Genomic DNA, 19,117 nt, shown 5'->3' with positions numbered 1-19,117 from the left:
AGGCTGTAGTTCTCACTCGCAGACTACCTTGGTTTCGCAAGCTCGCATCAATGGCCATACTCGGATGATGTTCGACTCTTTGCTCTTTGCTCTTTGCTCTTTGGCCTCAGGCATCGGCTTGAACCTGCGCATTGATGGCCTGTAGCCCCACCCCTATACTCGACGCACCATATACAGGAGCATCAAATGTCCAGACTCGCCGAATTCCGTAAGTTGGAGCAACAACTGGCTGCTCAGCTTGCCGAACTTGAGACCCTCAAAAACGATGATGGCCTGAAGCGCGAAATCGAATTTGAACAAAAGCTCCGTAGCCTGCTCTCGGAGTACGGCTACAGCCTGCGCGATATCATAGCCATTCTTGACCCACAATCTGTCAGTCGACGTGCACCAGCCGCTGTGGCTGAAAAGTCCACCCGCAAGCCCCGTCAGCTTAAGGTCTACAAGAACCCACATACAGGCGAGCGCGTCGAGACCAAGGGTGGTAACCACAAGACCTTGAAAGAGTGGAAAAGCCAGCATGGTGCCGACGAAGTCGAGAGCTGGTTAGCTAAGTAACCCTTCAGAAGCAAAGATTAGGGGCCTCGTGAAGGCCCCTTTTTTATTTTACCCAGAACAGTGATGCCTCTCTGGGCGACCCAACAACTTCTGCCTACTGCACGTTCCAGTAACGCCCTGCTCGTTCTAAGGCCACCGCACCAACTCCAGCTCCTTGAGCCGGATGGCCATCGCCGAGTCTGAGACACCGAATTGCTGGGCCAGTGACACCAGGTGCTGGTTGTTAAATCGGGTGCATCGCGCCAGCGCCAGCTCACGTTCTCCCGACTCTTTCGGGGAGTAGAGAAGCCGATCCGGATTGTTGGGGTCGAGGTGATAGGCAATCACGTCACTGAAGCGCAATTGCCCCTTGCAACAGAACATGAACTCGAACCGTTCTCTCACCAGCTTCTGAGGCATTAGGAAGCAGGCGGCGAAGCGATCGGCTTGTCTCTCTGCAGGTGCACGTGGTGTTTGCAGATGACTGCCGTCAAAAGCGCGGTCGCGGTGCATGATAGTGTCTTCGTGGAGCACAAGATGGCCGATCTCATGCGCGCCGGTGAAGAGCTGGACTTTGTCACCAAACTCAGTCGCGACCGCGATCTTGTTCGATTGACGGTCAATCAGGCCCGCGATACGAGTACCGGCGTTGTGCCGATTGAAATGGGTGTCTCCCAGGGTGGGATGCTCATGGTAGTCGTAGCCGCAGACCATGGCAGCGATCCGGGGGCTGCGCATCATCATCGGCGGAACATCTTGATCTGGCCACAGGTAACGGCGATCACGGTAAATCTGCATGAGCAGATCGGTCGCTGCTTTCTCGATATGGGCTTCGTTCATGGCAAAACACCAGATGTAGGCTCTCAAGCACAATTTAGCCCAATATGTAGTGCTTTCAATATGTGCCTAACCCAATATATAGGTTTTGCCGATGAACGGTACGGCTGGTACTGGCCCGCTAAACTCCGATGGGTTCCGAGATCCCTTATAAGATCCGAGCTCTCGTTAGGAACCAGCCACGCTATCGAAACCCATGGTATTTCCTGTCCTGCGACCAAGGAACATAGTGGACTGGGTCGATCTCGGTGCTGAAGCGGACTCCCTGGATTTTGTGAATCACAATGCCGTCTCGAGCTAGACGTAGGCTTGGCTCCGGCGGAGGTACCAGAGGGACGTACCGGGAGGATTGATCTGAGTCTTTAGGTTCCGCTTCCCAGTACTCTGGGTAATACACCAACCTATCTTCATCCGGTTCCCAGAGACTCACATACTCAGCCTTTTGTGTGTCCTCGAGCCTTTCTACCCCACTGGCCTTGTTGAAAAGAATGACGTTCTGCCCCAGTGACGTATCCTGTTGCACCTGCACAGAGGGAAATAAGATACCGTCGAGATTCAGCTTTTCATGGGTTGCAAGGAAATCGGCAATAGCTTGCGTGATCAGATACCCGCTTTCCGCCGAGTCCGGCATAACTGGCATCGTCAGCTGGCGCTGTAAGTCTTTCAGAAACGCGCAGCGTTCGGTGAGGCTCCTGCGAATTGGATTGAAGTAGCTCAACCCCCGATGCGGACGCATTGAAGCCAGGTCGTTCAGGTTGAGAAGCCTCAGAGGCCGGATTACGTCGAACCGCGCGGTAACTACCATGCTGCCAACCGGAGGGCGCACCTCCGCAATTGCCGTGTGGTCATCTGTTGCGCCGTAAAAAACCGAAATTCCCTTGGCGTTCATTCGGCCAGGAGATCCCTTGCCTCCTGGTACCGGGCCGAGATGCTTTTCAGGGTGAGTCAGCGCTTCCTCCATGCTCTGCTCATCCTGAAACACCCTACCCCGTTGGAATGACGAGATTGGATAACCTTGGCCTGCGATCACAATGGCTGACCGGTCGTCCACCGAGCGCAGATCTTCTATGCCGTCGAAGACCATTGTCAGGATTGACCCCACCAAGGGATTTGCCAGCCGCGATTCGAACTTCAAGCTGTGCTCCATTTTCCGCCAACCGATAGTCAACTCGGACGAAGCCTCTGTTTCCTCTTCGAAACAAGGATCGTCATCATCTGGACAACTCCAAGAGTCGAGCAAGCGCTCATGGATGTCAGAAAGCAGGGCCTCATCGGAACCCAGCATGCGCTCCAGCACGTCATACAGACTTTCACCGATCGGTGGGTAACCATGATGAATCACTGAATTCGGTTGCTGAACCTCACGGAAAGAGGCGTGGATTGCCGTTTCGCAGAGTTCCACCAGCTCATCCATGTCCATGACTGGGAGCTCTCGGTCGCAGTAGTCACACTCGCTGATATCGTTCTCCGAAGCATGATCCTGCAGGAAGGTTTCGGTAAGGCAATCGGTACACACCACTTGACGCATCACTTGCTCCTTTGCTGCATTACACGGCGCCTATCTACGTCTAGGCGAAGGCCTCTCGCTGATTTAAGCATTTACCCATCGGGTGCCGCCCTTGCCAATGGTTAGGAGCTGCCATCTCTACTGAAGCTCAGTTCCTCAACGGCCCCAAGTCAATCGCCAGGCAGCGAAGGTCAGTAACCTGTGCAACCATGGTGTCGCTGGCCTCGTGATAGGTGAAGGTGCCGAGGAAATAGAACGTGAAGTACCTTACCAGCCGTGCCTGATCGAGAATTTCATTCACATAGCGCCTTGATCGGTGCTGAGTCATGACCTCATCAGAGACCTGGAGAGAGGCATCTTTGTCCGTAACCTTGTCATAGAAGTTGAATACGAAGCCGGCCCCTTCACGCGGCTCAATCCGGCCACCGCCGTTGTAGACGTATCCTGCAGTGTCAGGTCTGGCCCAAGCCACCTTCTTGAAGTACGAACGCAACGGTATTTCACCACGCCCTGTCACGTTGATCGTTACCTCGGGAAAGAGGTCTTTCAAGGCTTCGCGTGTGTCGTGGTAGTAATCCACTAGCTCACGCAGGTCACCGCTTCGGTGCTTCCGATCGGATCGGGTGCCTTCTGCGCCGCCGCCACCGCCCCGTCGACGAATAGCTCCTGCCTCGTCCTCGTCGCCTGGTGCGGCTCGAGGTGGACGTACCACGGGTTGTTCTGGCTGTGTCGGGGGAACAAAGATATCGATTACCGAAGTGAGTTGGCGTTTTGCCAAGCGTGTGCGGGTCTGTAACTCAGTCTCTCCGGGCAACGGCGCATCGCTACCTTCGTCCTCATCTGGCAGCATCCACTCGCAGTCCGCATGATGGTCATAGTGCTCGTTGTCTTTGTAATGCGGAGATTTGACGCGCGCTTTTTCGGTCGGGTGGATGTAGTAATTGACGGCTGTGATTTTTGGCACCACCTTGAGCGCCCTGCATTCCGGTGATGAGCACTGGAACAGAAAACGGCTACGTGGCTGGTTTTGGTTGAAATAGGCCTGATGAGCACCGCCAATGGTTAATTCTTTGGCCAAATCCACACAGTATGCCCGGGTGATCCTTCGCTTCGTTCGCATCTGCAGCCTCAACGCAAAAGCTTGAGACTAACGCGCGGTGTTTGGAGCGCCAAGGCCTGACCTAGAGCTGTTAGCTAATACCTTGGTCGAACATGGTGTCATCGGAAAGGTGAAGTTGGTAGAGGGTTTGGTCTGTTTCCTGACCAAACCCTCGCCTGGGGTTCGCAGATATTAAGAAGCATCTGTCTCAGGTTCGCCAGTAACTGCCGGCGCGCCTTCTACCGTAGAGAGTAGATCCTCGGCAACGGCTTGACGGTTTGACGCAGACTGGGCCCAGTACACCATGGCTACCCATCTCAACATGAACCACCAAGCGTAAACGGCGTCCGCCGAGTAAAAATCGTCATCATCCATCACGCCATGAGCGAACGCGTTTCGCAGGTTCGGCCCGAACGCGCTGCAGAACAAAGCTTTCATCTCGAACACGATGTCGCCACCGAATACTGCATCGACGCCATCTACGTCTAGAAGCGTGCTCAGGCCGTTCTCGTTCTCGATACCCTCCAAGTCAGTGTTGGAGGTTTTCAGCCTCGCTCCTTTCATATGAAACCGGACGATATTCTCCAGTTGGGGGATTAGGAAGTGCACTGCCATGCCGAAATCACCCGTCATTCCCCAATACAGCCCCTTGCCGACCATGTGCGCCCGATCAGGCGGTACTAAGGCCGACGCTTTGGCAAGTTCAACCAGATCCTGCTCTTTATAGCAGTGTTCCCGCTGTATAACGCCCAGTGCTGGAATCACGCCGCCTTGCACGGTTAGGTTGCGTGTGAGCGCGTGGTTTTTTACCATTTCTGCCCAAACGCGCTCCTCATTATCCTGCGAGGGCTCAGCGCCTAATGACATAGGTTTGGTCTTAGCGATCACACGCCCACCCTTGTCGAGATATGTCGCTTCACTTAGCGCACCGATCAACCCTACGCGCAGCGTGTTCAAGGCTGCTTGGCGAGCGGCCTCTTTCTGGGCAAATGGATAAAGCGCAGCTAATGCACGGAGAGCTTCAACCGGGGACTTGCCCGAAACCTTCTCCAACGCATCACTGACCAAGCCTGAGATATCTGTAGGCGGCGTCGAGATCACGCGCATCATCCCCACCGCACGATTGCCTGCATCTGCGATGCGTTGATCCGTTTAAGTAATCTCGCCCCAGCGCTCCCTTCGTCTGTTCCGCTTGGCCCGCCTCGTGAAATCCGTAAGAATGTCATCTGGCCATTACCAACTGTACGGAATACTCATATGCCACGGAAGCGCAAAGGGAGCGGCGGCGGGCCGATCGCTCTGTACGCCTTGTTATTCGTTGTTGCCCTTTTGGCGCAAGTTCCAAAGCAAGCGTGGATCGCCCTTGGAGTTATCTTGGGCGTAAGTGCATTGGTATGGGCCGTCAGACGCGCCACCCAGGCAAAGCGTTACGCGCCTGAAGATGACATTGTTGCGGAGATCGCCGCTGAATCTCGACAGGCAACCTCCCCCAGTCTCACCGTCCAGTTCGGCACCAGTACCCGCGAGCGAGACTTCCATACTGTCCAAGTCGGTTCGTCCAGCGATAGTCAGAACTACACCATCCCAAAGCCAAGTGCAAAGCCCATGGGCGTTCGCTGGCTTGCAGAAGGTGAGTCCATCACCGTGGCCGGATTGGCTATCCCGGGTGGAATGCTCTACATCACCGAGCGGGCAACCCAGTTCGGTCAGACTGAACCGTCCCTGATTGATGCAACGCTTCGAGTCGCACGCTCACCCATGAGCCTTACCGAGCGGCAGATGCCCTATTGGCCAAGTTACCGAAGCATCACGCCTGAGGCGCGGCGAGCGTATCTGCAATGGTTGGCAGGAGGTCGCCGCCAGCCTGCGGATGCGGGATACGTGTTCCTGTTTTTTTACGGGCTGGAACGCCGCGCGCTGATCGATGCACCGAGCGATCCTCAGGCTAAGGTAGAGATTGCTGCCATCAAGGCCGAGGTCGAACGCTTGCTTGGTCTCTACGGCGACAACCATTCTTTCCGCGGCTACGCTACCCGCTTTCTCGCCCATATCGACGCGGGTTCTGTTCAGCCTCAGAGCTATATGAGTGAACCGATTGCCAGTGCCGCAGATGGGTACGAGCTGCCCATGTCACTGAGAGTCGCGCTGGGTCAGATGGCCGTGGATAAATACCCTCTCAATCCGAGCTGGGCATTGGCCTGGGCGCTCGCAGAGCCCAACATTTCCAGACGCACACCTGTGACCCGTTGTCCTGAGCAATTCGCAGCGCTCTTCAAAAACCAATTCGCAAAACGTTATCCCAACGGCATTGTGCTTCCTCAGAACAAGACCAAGCTGAAGATTGCCTATCGCCCCGCTTCTTCCGGATTGAGCATCCCGGCAGCAGCCGTGGGCGACCTCCCCGATGTCGCCGCAACCTCAGGAACGCGTAACAAGCTGCAGGGTATAGTGGAAGAATGCACCACCGTTCTAGACGCTTACAGTCGATATCTGGGGCGCAACCCAGACGCTGGATATAGTCTGGAAGCCATCCTGCAGTTGCCAACAGAACTCTGGCCTGCTGAAGCAAAAGCCGAACTCGAACAGTTGGCACAACGCGTCGGCGGCGAAACTATCTGCATGAGTTTCGCTGAGCTGGCAGGCCGTTTCAAATCCGCCGGCGCGCTTTCCCGCGACAAAGTCGTGGCACTCGCACGGGCCTTGGAAAGCAAGCGGATCGGATTAGAGCCCGATGTGCTTTCTGGCAGCCGTACGCCCAAGGCAGAAGACACCATCGCACTGTTCGCAGCGGACTCTGATGAAGGTACTCTTCGTTCGACCGATGCTTACAGCGCTGCAGCAGTTACTTTAGACCTGGCCAGTGCAGTGGCTGCGGCTGACGGTGACACCTCGCTAGAAGAGGTGAGTCTGCTGTCCGGCCACATTGACTCATGGGATCACCTCTGCGTCGCGCATCGAAAACGCTTGAAGGCGCACCTCCAGATTCAACTGAAGCAACCGCCGACACTGGCAAGCCTCAAGAAGAAGCTTGAGCCGCTGACGATCGAGGCCAAGCGGAAAATTGCCAGCTTCCTGGCCCACCTGGCACAAGCGGATGGCGAGGTGACGCCACAGGAAGTTAAGCTCCTTGAGCGCGTATACAAGTCGCTCGCCCTCGATCCGCAGTTCGTCTACAGCGACCTCCACAGTGCAGCTGTTCGTCCCTCCCATGGAGTGGAGGCACTGACTGCGAATGCCGCGCTGGCCACTGCGACACAGACATCAGAAAGCACTGGCTCTGGCTTTGCACTGGACATGGACAAGGTCGCTCGCTTGCAACAAGAAACGGCAGAAGTGTCGGCGCTCCTGGCCAGCGTCTTCAATGAAGAATCGCTGACTGAGACGCCTAGCGCCTTGGAGCCCGAGGCGCCCCAACGGCAGGAAGAAAGTACCGCCGAACAGCTTGCTACCGTACATGGCCTGGACGTCGAGCATTCAGCGTTCCTTCGGCTTCTGGTGTCACGGGCTGAGTGGAGTCGTGCCGAGCTGGAAGACGCAGCCAGTGATATGGAACTGATGCTGGATGGCGCCTTGGAGCGGATCAACGAGACAGCGTTCGAGCTGTTCGACATGCCCGTGACCGAAGGTGATGATCCCATCGAAATCAACCCCGACATTCTGGATGAGCTAGCCCTATGAGTAAGATACGAGCCAAGGATCGCGACGCGGTCATTCAATCGCTGCGTGCGGGCGTAGTGCCCCGTGTTGGGCAGCATCTCATCCAGGTAGGTCGAGCGGGTGAACTCGATTCGCTGCTCAAAGATGTGGATCGTCTCGCGGATGGCGGCTCGGCTTTTCGCGTCGTCATTGGCGAGTACGGCGCGGGCAAAACCTTCTTCCTGAACCTAGTACGCGGCATCGCCATGGAGCGCAAGCTTGTCACCATGCACGCCGATTTGAATCCAGACCGCCGGCTTCACGCTTCAGGTGGCCAAGCGCGCTCACTTTACTCGGAGCTGGCCAAAAACATGGCCACCCGCACCAAGCCAGAAGGCGGCGCTCTGCAGGGTATCGTTGAGAAGTTCATCTCCCAAGCTAAAACGGAAGCCAAGACCAAAGGTGTCGAGAGTGAGGCGGTCATTCGTGAGTACCTGGCAGAGCTCACCGAGATGGTCAATGGGTATGATTTTGCCGACGTCATTGCCGCCTACTGCCGCGGCTTCGAGGAAGGTAACGAGCAGCTCAAGGCTGACGCCATTCGTTGGCTACGCGGGGAATTCTCCACCAAGACTGACGCCCGCGCTGCTCTGGGCGTGCGGACGATCGTCGATGATGCTTCTGTCTACGACCAGCTGAAATTGCTGTCACGATTCGTACGCCTGGCTGGTTTCGGCGGCTTGATGGTATGCCTGGATGAACTGGTCAACCTGTACAAACTGGCAAACACCCAGGCCCGTAACGCCAATTACGAACAGATTCTGCGCATCCTCAACGATTCGTTGCAGGGTTCCGCTGAAGGCCTGGGTTTTGTATTGGGCGGCACACCAGAGTTTCTGATGGACACTCGTCGGGGGCTCTACAGCTACCCTGCCCTGCAATCCCGCCTCGCTGAAAACAGCTTTGCTAAGTCTGGCCTGGTCGACCTTTCTGGGCCTGTCATTCGACTCAGCAGCCTGACACCTGAAGACTTCTACGTGCTTTTGCAGAAGCTGCGCAATGTTTACGCCTACGGTGAGCCTGAGAAGTTTTTGCTGCCGGATGAAGCCATCCCCGCTTTCATGGCGCACTGTAATCAGCGCTTGGGCGAGGCATATTTCCGGACGCCGCGCACGACCATTACGGCTTTCATCAACTTGCTCGCGGTGATCGAGCAAAACCCTACCGCGGATTGGCGAACCTTATTGGGCGCCGTGGAGCTGACCAAGGATGAGGCCGGGCAGCAAGATCTAGAAGTTGAGGCCGACGATGAGCTCGCCAGCTTCAAGCTCTGACTCTTCTTCGTTCGAGCGTTTACACCCGGAGGTTCAGCAATGGATCTGGTCACAGGGGTGGACGTCCCTGCGTGATGCGCAGGAGTGGGCGGTACCGGCATTGGTGGCCGCCGATCGCGATGTGATCATTGCAGCGTCCACTGCCGCAGGTAAAACAGAGGCCGCATTCCTGCCGATCCTGACCAACCTGCTCAACAACAGTGAGCCAGCCGGCGCGGTGCTGTATATCAGCCCGCTCAAGGCGCTGATCAACGACCAGTGGGACAGGCTTAGCCGGTTATGTGAGAGGCTCGAACTGCCCGTCGTTGCTTGGCATGGCGATGTGGCAGCAAGCAAGAAACAACGGTTTTTGAAATCGCCTGAGGGCATCTTGCTGATCACTCCGGAGTCCCTAGAAGCCCTGTTTGTAAATAGAGGCTCAGGCTTACCTGGGGCTTTTCAGAACCTTCGCTACATCGTCGTCGATGAGCTTCATGCCTTCATCGGAAGTGAGCGTGGAAAGCAGCTGCAATCGCTAATGCAACGGGTTGAAATCGTCGTGGGTAGAACGCTGCCCCGTGTAGGGCTTTCGGCGACGCTTGGGGAGATGTCGCTGGCCCGCAAGTTCCTGAGGCCAGTGTGCCCGGATGGCATCACGGTTATTGAGTCAAAGTCCTCTGGCCAAGAGCTCCAGGTACAGGTGCGTGGCTACATTGAGCAGCCCATGCAGCAGTTGGTGGTGGAACACCCAGGGAATGCATCAACAGATGAAGGCGCAGAGAAGGAAGACACCTCAGGTACCAAAGTGGCTATCGCAGGCCACCTGTACAAGGTGCTGAGGGGGCATAACAACCTGATCTTCCCGAACAGGCGCCAAGAGGTTGAATGGTTTGCCGACCGTCTGCGCTCACTGTGCGAAAACGATGGTGTTCCGAACGAGTTCTGGCCGCATCACGGTAGCTTGTCCAAGGAGCTACGCCAGGATGCCGAGCGGGCGTTGAAAGCGGGAGATCCTCCAGCTTCTGCCGTATGCACTACCACCCTGGAACTGGGTATAGACATCGGTAGCATCAGGACGGTCGCCCAGATCGGCTGTCCACCCTCTGTGGCAAGTCTCAGGCAAAGGCTTGGCCGCTCGGGTCGCCGCCCCGGTGAGCCTGCGATGCTCAGGACGTACTGCCGGGAGCGCCCTTTAACAGATAAGTCGGATCTCTCCGATCAGTTACGTGAGGGCCTTGTCCAAACGGTCGCTATGATCCGATTGCTGATCAGTGGATGGTTTGAGCCGCCTCGATCGGGAGGCCTACACGCCTCGACACTAGTGCAACAGTGCCTATCCTCAATTGCTCAGCTCGGCGGTGCTTCTGCGGCGCAATTATGGGGAAATCTCATCGCAAGCGGCAGTTTTGCGAGCATCACCAAGCCTGATTTCCTGGCTTTGCTCAAGGGTATGGGTGAGAAGGAATTGATCGTCCAAGACAGCTCAGGACTTCTGCTACCAGGCGAACTCGGGGAGCGGTTGATCAACCACTATGAGTTCTACACCGCCTTCACAAGCGATGAAGAGTTTCGTTTGCTCCGGGATGGGAAGCCACTTGGCTCGCTGCCCGTCAGCAAACCCCTGACCAAGGGACAACGCATCATCTTCGGCGGAAGGCGTTGGCAGGTTCAGGATGTCGACCTCGAAGCAAAGGTGATCGTGGTCACACCGGCGCGGGGCGGCGAGCCCCCTCAGTTTGATGGGCTTGGTGCCCAGGTGGATGATCGTGTCAGGCTTGAAATGCGAAACGTGTTGATGGAGACCACATCCTGCCCCTTCCTGGACAAACACGCTCAAGCGCTCCTAGACGAGGCTCGGAATAACTTCCGCGCTCTCGGGTTGGGTGACGCGGCGATAATTGGCTCTGCCAGCGTAAGCCATGTGGCAACCTGGCGAGGGGATTACACCAACGATGCGCTGGCCTTGTTGCTCAGGCATGTAGGTATTCAGTGTGAAAACACCGGGCTATTCCTGGAAGTTGCATTCGGCGCGGAGGACACATTGCGAGCGTTGCGCGTGGTCGGTCAAATGGACATCTCGAACGTAGAGCCGATCTTGGAAAATGTCGAAAACATGATCCGAGAGAAATGGGATTGGGCCCTTCCCCGCCCGCTTCTTATGAAGTCGTTCGCCTCAAGCCATCTTGATCTCCAAGCCGCGGTCACCACAGCTCGACTCCTTACACTGGAGTCGCAGGTTGGCAACGAATAGGACTTCGCTCTTCTCCACGCCCATGATTTCGGCCGCTTATGTGTAGGTGGCTGCATGGGCTTTGAGCGAGCTGGCTTCGGCTATACAGATACTGGTAAGCCTGAAGTTAGAGGGTATGGCAGGCGCTGGTTCGCATGGGGACTACCTGGCTCGGATCGCGAGCTGCGAATTCTGACAGGAGTACAAATGTACTCAGCGATGTGCTAATGGGTTCAAGGTTCTCTGGACTACGCCTGCGAGCCATCCGCCTCACTCGATACGCGCAAAGCCATGAGCTCAGCCTCTGCGGTGGTGAGTTTGTGTGCCAGATCCACCTCCCTTAGCTTCGCGGCTGCGAATTGCGACTGAGACTCACCAGCCTCTTTAGCCTTTGCTTCCAACTGTTGAGCGAGCAGTTCCTTCGCACCTTCCGCACGCGCGGTAGTAGCATTGGCAATGCTCAGCTCACCCCGCAGGGTTTCGACAGCCTCACGATGTTGCGAGGCTTCCCTGGCATGCTGGCGATTTTCGGCAATGAAGCGCTCGTTATCCCGGATCAATCGGGTGATCTCCTCCTGCTTGACCATGAGCGTCTGCTGAAGGACGGTCAGCTCCTGCTGCAATTGATAGAGCTGGGACTCGTGGCGGTTCAGATCTTGGTCTCGCTGCTCCTTGATCGAAGCACGGTAGTGTTCCAGGGCCTCCCGGGCATGCATATGCTTTTGCTCCAGAGACTGGATCTGCACATCCTTCTCTTGAATCCGGACTTCGAGATCACTGTTGCTCTGGGTGAGCCTGGCGTTGCGCGTGATCTCAGTCTGCAGTGTGGACTGAGTGGTCTTAAGCTCTTCAGTTTGAGCAGCCAAGACATCTCCTTGCGCCCTGAAATGGAGCTTGACTTCATCTAGCTCGCTCTCAAGTGCCTCGGCTCGTGAGACCAATAGCTTACGTTCGTGCTCGAACTCTGCTCGTGCCTCAAGAAAGGCCTGGCTGCCCTCTTCCTGGACTTGATCCAACAAGCTTTCGACGACCCCGCGCAGCGCGCCGCTCATGCGTTCACGAGGGTTCGCTTCTGATCCTGGTGATTCCAGCTGCTTTAGATACCGAGCGATCGTGGTCTTTGAGCCCGTATTTCCAATCTCCACTCGGACTGCATCAATGCTGGGATAAACACCACGCATTAGCAGGCTGTTCCGCGCCTTTTGCACCACCGCTAGGTTAACGCCGCCTCGCGCCATACCCCCTCCAGACGATTTCGAGTCATGTCACATGTCATGCAATTACATAATACGAAAATGTCAAACCTTGCTGGGAAGTTGCCGACAACTGGCAAGATATAATCGAGGTTTATAGCTTGGCAGACCCTTGAGCAGAGGTAAAATGGCCTGAAAGGCGGTACAACTGGCGAAAACGAGCCGCTGAAGGCTCGAAACGGGGAATCTAGGTGATAGAAGTGGTGAGCAAGGCAGACAGGTACCTAGAGGCGAGCGTTCGGCAGAACACGTCGAAGAGCTACGCGTCCGCCCTCTCCCATTTCGAGGTGACCTGGGGCGGATACTTGCCCACCACTACGGAATCAGTTGTGCGCTACATCGCTGAATACGCCGACCAGCTGGCGCTGAGCACGCTGAAGCAACGCCTGGCTGCGCTCGCAAACTGGCATCAAAGCAACGGCTTCCCCGACCCCACAAAAGCCCCCAAGGTCAGGCAACTGCTGAAAGGCATCAGGGCGGTACACCCCGTGCAACAGAGGCAAGCAGCTCCTCTGGCGTTACTACACCTCGAAAAAGCAGTGGCACACCTAGAGGGTGAGATTGATCAGGCAAGGGCCGCCGGCGACATAGTCGCCGTTCTCAAAGCAACCCGCGACATTGCCTTGCTCACCATTGGATTTTGGAGGGGATTCCGCGGAGATGAACTAGCCAGGCTCACGATCGAGAACACGCATGCGGAGCGGTACGTCGGGATTAAGTTTTATCTGGGCTCGAGTAAAGGAGACCGTCAAAACATCGGCCGTGAGTACAAGACGCCATCGCTGAGCAAGCTCTGCCCGGTGGAGGCTTACCTGAACTGGATCGAAGCTGCAGGCCTAACTCGCGGTGGAGTGTTCCGGGGAATTGATCGCTGGGGAAACATCAGCGATCGGCCTCTCGCGGCGCACAGCTTGATACCCCTCCTACGCGATACCCTCGATCGGTGTGGATTGCCGTCGGAGAGCTACAGTGCTCATTCGATCCGCCGAGGATTTGCCACCTGGGCGGCAAGCTCAGGCTGGGACATCAAGACGCTAATGGAGTACGTCGGCTGGAGCGATATGAAGTCCGCACTGCGCTATGTGGAACCGGCACAACAGTTTGGCGGGCTGGTCAGAAAGCTGGAAGAGTGATCGCATGCTTTCAGCATCTGTAGGCCAATACCGCCATGGCTCCATCCTTTTTCGTTCATGGCACAATGATAGCTATCGCTCCCTATGACTAGCTCCATGCAATAGCATTTGAGCTGGGCGACGAATCCCTTTTAATGGTTGAAAACGATAATGGAACTGATCGCTCAAGATGTTGACTGGACTCAAGTTCGGCGGAAAATCATTTCCGAACTGTCTTCGCTAAGGCTAAATGGTACTGATGCTGACTGGATAATCCTCGTATTCGCCATTGCTCACGAGAAGAGCGGAATAGACCCTCAGTTAGAACGCCTGTCCGCTCCGGAAGACTTGAGAACCAAGATTGAAAACGACTTCGAGCGAAGTGGTTTCGGAGTAAAAAACGCCCTCCACAGGCTAAGTGATGAGGCATTTTCAAGCTGTTTGCATGTAGTCAAAAATCACCTGTTAATAATTAACAGGGATGGCGTGCGCGACTTTACTATCTTCATGATCAATCATATCCTTTCGTCAAGCCACGGCGTAACAACCAGTTACTCTAGGATATCATCCTTTTTAGTGGCTGGCATTGCTGAAAACTTGAGATGCAGTTCGATCATTGATCTTCAGCCTATTACAGCCCAAGTGGCTATAGATTCAATAATCAAGTATTATCACTTGATCAGGGATGACAGAAGTGGTGAGGCCGAGCTAAGACGGCTAAAGCTTGAAATGCACAACAAGGACTATACCGAGTTTGGGTTCGACGGAGTGCCTGACTATCCTGCCCAAAACCCAGTATACATCCTTGACCTGAATCGCCGGGACGTGGGCGCTTCATCAGGCATAAAAGTTCCGAAGCTTACACCGCTGGAAGAGTTTCTCGACATGGATGTATCAGGCGAGATCATAGTAATAACACCTCAGTTCCGTACAAAAAGCCACAAGTATGCTTTGCGGGTCTTGAATCTACTGGCTCAGCGATACCCTATCAACACGGTGATAAATTTCTCGACGCCAACTGCAAAATCATTCTCATATGGAACGCTAATCGTTGCCAGTTCAGATTCCCGTCGCGGGAAAGGAGAGCTACTTGAAATTGACGTGACGCGTAACAACCCCGCAACCAAAGGCTTAAGTTATCTGGACACAGTAAACCTTGCAAGCTCGATTCATGGCATTTGGACGGAACCCGACACAAGCTATAATCGTACCCTGCCAACTGTCCAGCGCATAATTAATGCTCAGTTTTCAGATGGCTATATTGATATACCCTCTCTCTGCAGGGTAATGCCTCGCAAGACGCTCGGAATATTCCAAGACAATGAGTTCATGGGCATGGGTAATCATGATAAAGACGGCGGCTACCAATCTAGTCTTTTGATTAATAGCGCTCCCATCCTGGAAAGCCTTACTGAGTCCCAGGTCAATAAATGCCTTTATGTCATCGGGAACAATGGCGCGGGCAAGAGTTTTTTGCTCTGTGATCTAGTCCATCAGCTTGCGGAGAGAGGAATGGAGTGCGCAGCACTCTCGGTTTCTCGCGCAGATAGGTTTCCAAAAGCCACGGGAGGATTGGAAAGGTATTATGCACTAATCGGTGAGTCTCAATCGCTCGCTAAAAGGAGTTCGGCGTCAACGAAGTCTTTAATTTCGTTGCTCGAAACTCCTTACCGCTTCAATATTTTCGCCAAAATTTTGGTCGAGCTGGGTTTCAATCAAGAAGTGTATTTGATTCGAAAAGGAAAGGCACAAAAACAAGGCGAGGATGGCAATGGTATCATTTCGTTGAGTCTTACGCCGCCTCACGACCAAGAGGCGATTGAGCTAGCGAAACAGCTCGACCCTTCAGCGTATGAGATAGGCATCGTCCCGCGCCAAGAACGCGAGCTGCATTTCAACAACTATGACATCATCATCCCGTTCTCGAACCTGAGTTCTGGTGAAAGAAATATCCTCCAATTAATTACTCTCCTCGTTAGCACGGCAAGCCACAACGCAACCCACTTCATTGACGAACCCGAAATCAGCCTTCACGTGCGATGGCAACAAATTCTGCCGAAAGCTTTCTCAATACTGGCCGAAGAATTTGATATGTCCCTAGTGGTAGCAACCCACTCTCCCGTAATGATTGCAAACGCAACAGATAGCAACTGCTTCTGCTACAATGTGAATGAGGGTGTTCTGGAGCTGATAGATCTCGAAGATCGGCACTCAGTTGAAACCATCTTATTGCAAGGCTTCCACACCTACACACCTCATAACAGGGAGGTTCATGAAAAATGTGCCAGGCTTGTCTCTGATGTGATTGAACGGGTCAATACCAATGCGGGCGGAGCTAAAGAATTCGGAAAATCCGCAATCGAAGATCTCTCCACCATCAGCGAAATCATCAATAGAACTGCAACTCATGATAATGGTGCTCAGAAACAAGGTGACCTTGATCTGATCCACAAAGCGATGACAGCGATTAGCACAGTTATCCAGGCTGGCCAGCAATGACGTATTTTAACGTCAAGAGCCCAGCCGAGATTGAAGCGTTCGAAGCCAGATATGGTGACGGATGCCACGGGGTCAAAAAGCACAAGCCTGGCACGCTCAAACTCTTGAAGGACTTTGATGGTCGTGCAGCGGCTGAATTTGATAGCCGGCAAGCTGGCAATCCCAAAGGCCCGAACGATTTGTGGGTGGATCTGTACGAGCACAATAAGGATAAAAAATCCGGAGTTACTGGCAAACTCCTCCGCAAACACCTTCGAGACTTTCTCGAGGAAGAGCAAGCCCATAAATGCTGCTACTGCCAGCGCCCCTTGGTAAATATTTCTAACGCCAAACCAATAGAGCACATTCTCCCGCGGCAGCCGTTCGTGCAGCATTCTTTTCATCTGTGGAATCTGGCGGTTGCCTGTTTCGATTGCAACCATGCCAAAAGCAATGATTGCTGGATTGACCCTGCTCTATCAGCAGTAGCCGCCTATCCAAAACCTCAAGATTTTATTGGTTGTTACCATCCTCGCTTTCACACATATGATGAGCATATTAAGTTTGTACGAGTGCAAACCAACACTGTGAACATATCACTTTACATAGGAAGAACTGAACAAGGACAAAATCTTTGCAAGAAACTGCTTAAAACCGTTTCCGCAAAAGATATCCTGCTAAGCAGTAATCTGCATTTAAAGCAAAGCTTGCAGAAACTACACTACCACATGCCTAGCCTGAACGGCAGGGCTGCCATAGCGGTTGATGAATTTAATGAGGCTCTCGCAGGAATAACGCTAAAATTAATCCGCTGATAACTTGAGATTAGGCGCCGAGGGAAGAGTTATGAAGTGCTCCCTCGTCCATCTCGCTTATCAGCCTTGCAATGACGCCCAGGACTAAACAACGCCTGCGCCGTACTGGGCTTTCCACTGTTTCAGGAGCCTGTGGTTACCGCCCTTAGTGCAGAACCTAATCGTTCCCGTAGTCTGGCTCGTACTCGATTTCTCGCTCATCCTTCTCAACGTACTCTTCATCGAAGCCTGCCGCCTTCATAGCCTCGGCACCCTCCAGGTGCAAATCACACGTTGGGCAGTAGAACTCGACGGGTGTGGAGTATCGCTCAACCGTTTCGTACCCACTTTCATGATCCTGCTCGATGACCTCTTCGTGGACACGATCGCCCCCTAAGAAGCCTTTGCTTTCACATGCAGGGCACGGGATGTCCCAGTGGCTATCTAAGTGGTATCTGAAGGCCCCTCGATACGTCCACCACTCCAAGCCCTGGGAATGCTCTTGCAGTTCCTTGATCTCTTTAGGAGAACGCTTTTTCGGCTTCTGCTGTGATGACCCAGGCACTTCATCAGGTTTTTCGAAGGTTGCTCGGGCGTTTGCGATGCTTTGTTTGGCTGCCTGCACCTTGATCGTGTGGAAGTCCTTGGCAAGGGCCGCAGGGATTTTTGACTCACTGCCCACCCAATCCTCCAATTCCTGCCCCATGGATGCGAGGATGAGTTCTGAGGTTGTCCAGAACTCCCCCTCCCAGTCGCTATCCACGACTCCGGCGTATGCTGCCTGGCCCGAATGGAGTTCGGCATTTCTACGTGAGGAGATCAATTCGCATGACTTAGCATGCGGTGTGCCGAATTTTGCCACCGTGTGCTTCAGTCGTGCGAAAACCACGTGAGCACTAATGGTCTTCACCTTGGTGTCAGTTTCGACACCGCAAGCCTCCAAAAGGCTATTTGGATTGTCGGCTTCCACAACCAGGCAAGGATGAATCGCCGCAAGCTGAGCTTTACCCAAGAGTTCAAGGGCCAGAGCTGCCCAGATCTGATAGACCTCCGAATCCTTTGAGGCCTTAGCCTGCAACGCTCGCAAGGCGTAAAGCCGAGACTTCCCTAGCAGGGCCTCCGCCGAGATTGCTGATGGCACTTCCTTGCGCGGCTTTTTTACGTCACTTCCTGTGTTAGCCATGTTTGCCTTTCTCCATTACGGTGACTCTAAGGAGTTTCCGCTCAGTGCTTCCCTGTGCGGATCCGCGGCGATGTAGAAAACGCCAGTTATCAAGCAGCAAGAATTTCCCGGCCTGCCAAGTGATTGCCTGTTCGTCTGAGGGCTCAAAGAGATCGATCGAGCGCACGATTTCCTGAGCGCCGGCATCCACGGGCGTCATGCAGCCAGGGTCGAACCTGTAGTAACGGTCAGAACCTCCTCGAGCCGCAGCGTAAAAGCTGTTGCCGCCATTGGTAATCCTGAAAACCGATGACCGAGCGCCATCTACATTCAATGGATCGAATGTGCTCCCCTCGCAGAAGAGCGTTTGAGCAGTGCAAGGGGCGGCCTCCAAGCAACCCATAACGATGTACCGTGGCGGCGTACTCCAGTGGGCCCCATCGGTATGCCATGGGAATGGGCTCAACCCATAGCGGACGCTGAGAGAGCGCCGGTTCGCAGATTGCCTATCAGTAGGAATCAGCACATCGACCAAAGGCCCCCGGCGTCGCGTTGCCTTGGGCTGCCCGAGGAGACAGGCAATATCGAGCGCAGCTTGCTGGATTACGGCAGCGCCATCACCATCATCCGGCAATTGAAAGATCGCCCATCCGTTTGAACTCAAAGCTGATAGGGCATTCTTGATGAGATGTGGCATTCGGCATCCTTTCGCAGCTGAGCTAACAACGGGGCCAGTGAGCTTGATTCCTCTTCGTCGAGTCAGCGTAGTAGAAGCTGCACGATCTAGCGCCCCCAAATGCATACGGGCATTCACGGTGACCTACGCGCCCCAGTCATCGACCCCTTAGGTAACGACTAGCTGCCTGTCACCTTCTCCTAGTTAGAGCGTTGAAAAAGGGACTTGGTGAGACGCTGATGCCGCACACCCGTTAAGAGCTCAATACCACTTGCGTCAGATCCTCGTTTTCTTCAACGCCAAGGTGCTGAATAAACCAGAGGTGATGATCAGTCAGCTCGCTAGCAAGGTGGATGTGGAGTCCAATACCATCACTGACCTCGCGACCATTGAGGTGATCGGCGCCCAGCTACGTGCGCTTGCTGGCATGGCTCGAGAATACTAAAGCCGGGCTACCCAACCGAATTTTCCCCGCGCAAATCACGG

At 54.5% G+C, this 19,117-nt stretch carries 16 protein-coding genes; 8 read left to right on the top strand and 8 right to left on the bottom strand.

Annotation, left to right across the window (positions count from 1 at the left end; translation table 11 throughout):
• Positions 1-186 precede the first annotated feature (186 nt).
• Positions 187-555, top strand: a complete 369-nt coding sequence (locus CPH89_RS25430; protein WP_053256026.1) for a histone-like nucleoid-structuring protein, MvaT/MvaU family — start codon at positions 187-189, stop codon at positions 553-555.
• Positions 556-681: 126 nt separating this feature from the next.
• Here CPH89_RS25430 and CPH89_RS25425 read toward each other — a convergent pair whose 3' ends face one another.
• The 4 genes from CPH89_RS25425 to CPH89_RS25410 form a co-directional block, all read right to left on the bottom strand.
• Positions 682-1,374 (bottom strand): ImmA/IrrE family metallo-endopeptidase, encoded by a 693-nt coding sequence (locus CPH89_RS25425; protein WP_053256027.1) that lies wholly within the window; start codon positions 1,372-1,374, stop codon positions 682-684.
• Between the two features lie 181 nt (positions 1,375-1,555).
• The gene (locus CPH89_RS25420; RefSeq protein WP_053256028.1) at positions 1,556-2,899 is read right to left on the bottom strand and encodes an RES family NAD+ phosphorylase; all 1,344 of its coding nucleotides are present in this window, start codon (positions 2,897-2,899) and stop codon (positions 1,556-1,558) included.
• A 127-nt stretch (positions 2,900-3,026) separates the two neighbouring features.
• Positions 3,027-3,962 carry a hypothetical protein gene (locus CPH89_RS25415; RefSeq protein WP_141125137.1) on the bottom strand — a complete coding sequence of 312 codons (936 nt, stop codon included), beginning with the start codon at positions 3,960-3,962 and terminating at the stop codon, positions 3,027-3,029.
• A 207-nt stretch (positions 3,963-4,169) separates the two neighbouring features.
• Positions 4,170-5,087, bottom strand: coding sequence for a DUF4209 domain-containing protein (locus CPH89_RS25410; RefSeq protein WP_141125136.1), 918 nt, complete (start codon positions 5,085-5,087; stop codon positions 4,170-4,172).
• Positions 5,088-5,234: 147 nt separating this feature from the next.
• Between CPH89_RS25410 and CPH89_RS25405 the strand changes: the two genes are divergently transcribed.
• From CPH89_RS25405 to CPH89_RS25395, 3 genes are read left to right on the top strand one after another with little or no spacing between them, the layout of a single operon-like run.
• Positions 5,235-7,655, top strand: coding sequence for a tellurite resistance TerB family protein (locus CPH89_RS25405; RefSeq protein ID WP_053256031.1), 2,421 nt, complete (start codon positions 5,235-5,237; stop codon positions 7,653-7,655).
• Positions 7,652-8,947, top strand: a complete 1,296-nt coding sequence (locus CPH89_RS25400; RefSeq protein ID WP_053256032.1) for an ATP-binding protein — start codon at positions 7,652-7,654, stop codon at positions 8,945-8,947. Before CPH89_RS25405 ends, CPH89_RS25400 begins: the two co-directional genes overlap by 4 nt.
• Before the next feature lie 43 nt (positions 8,948-8,990).
• Positions 8,991-11,177, top strand: a complete 2,187-nt coding sequence (locus CPH89_RS25395; protein ID WP_053256512.1) for a DEAD/DEAH box helicase — start codon at positions 8,991-8,993, stop codon at positions 11,175-11,177.
• Positions 11,178-11,404: 227 nt separating this feature from the next.
• On the opposite strand, the gene CPH89_RS25390 is transcribed toward CPH89_RS25395, so the two are convergent.
• On the bottom strand, positions 11,405-12,394 hold the full coding sequence (locus CPH89_RS25390; RefSeq protein WP_053256033.1) for a DNA-binding protein: 990 nt from the start codon (positions 12,392-12,394) through the stop codon (positions 11,405-11,407).
• Between the two features lie 344 nt (positions 12,395-12,738).
• On the opposite strand from CPH89_RS25390, the gene CPH89_RS25385 reads away from it, so the two are divergent.
• From CPH89_RS25385 to CPH89_RS25375, 3 genes are all read left to right on the top strand, one after another.
• Positions 12,739-13,542, top strand: a complete 804-nt coding sequence (locus CPH89_RS25385; RefSeq protein WP_157750153.1) for a tyrosine-type recombinase/integrase — start codon at positions 12,739-12,741, stop codon at positions 13,540-13,542.
• A 150-nt stretch (positions 13,543-13,692) separates the two neighbouring features.
• Positions 13,693-16,020 carry an AAA family ATPase gene (locus tag CPH89_RS25380; RefSeq protein WP_053256034.1) on the top strand — a complete coding sequence of 776 codons (2,328 nt, stop codon included), beginning with the start codon at positions 13,693-13,695 and terminating at the stop codon, positions 16,018-16,020.
• Positions 16,017-16,814, top strand: a complete 798-nt coding sequence (locus tag CPH89_RS25375; RefSeq protein ID WP_053256035.1) for an HNH endonuclease — start codon at positions 16,017-16,019, stop codon at positions 16,812-16,814. The genes CPH89_RS25380 and CPH89_RS25375 overlap by 4 nt, the downstream gene beginning before the upstream one ends.
• Positions 16,815-16,898: 84 nt before the next feature.
• On the opposite strand, the gene CPH89_RS30990 is transcribed toward CPH89_RS25375, so the two are convergent.
• From CPH89_RS30990 to CPH89_RS25365, 3 genes are read right to left on the bottom strand one after another with little or no spacing between them, the layout of a single operon-like run.
• A complete protein-coding gene (locus tag CPH89_RS30990; protein ID WP_371850821.1) occupies positions 16,899-17,015 on the bottom strand; it encodes a hypothetical protein in 117 nt (38 codons plus the stop codon).
• On the bottom strand, positions 16,972-17,976 hold the full coding sequence (locus tag CPH89_RS25370; protein WP_024659580.1) for a hypothetical protein: 1,005 nt from the start codon (positions 17,974-17,976) through the stop codon (positions 16,972-16,974). Before CPH89_RS25370 ends, CPH89_RS30990 begins: the two co-directional genes overlap by 44 nt.
• Complete coding sequence (locus CPH89_RS25365) at positions 17,969-18,652, bottom strand: Fe(II)-2OG oxygenase family protein (RefSeq protein ID WP_053256036.1); 684 nt, start codon at positions 18,650-18,652, stop codon at positions 17,969-17,971. Before CPH89_RS25365 ends, CPH89_RS25370 begins: the two co-directional genes overlap by 8 nt.
• Positions 18,653-18,902: 250 nt before the next feature.
• Here CPH89_RS25365 and CPH89_RS30985 point away from each other — a divergent pair, with 250 nt between their 5' ends.
• Positions 18,903-19,076, top strand: a complete 174-nt coding sequence (locus CPH89_RS30985; RefSeq protein ID WP_155512286.1) for a hypothetical protein — start codon at positions 18,903-18,905, stop codon at positions 19,074-19,076.
• Positions 19,077-19,117 lie beyond the last annotated feature (41 nt).

It is taken from the genome of Pseudomonas fluorescens (assembly GCF_900215245.1).
GTDB lineage: Bacteria > Pseudomonadota > Gammaproteobacteria > Pseudomonadales > Pseudomonadaceae > Aquipseudomonas > Aquipseudomonas fluorescens.
Note: the sequence above shows the minus strand (reverse complement) of the source record. Positions and strands in the feature narration are given on the sequence as shown.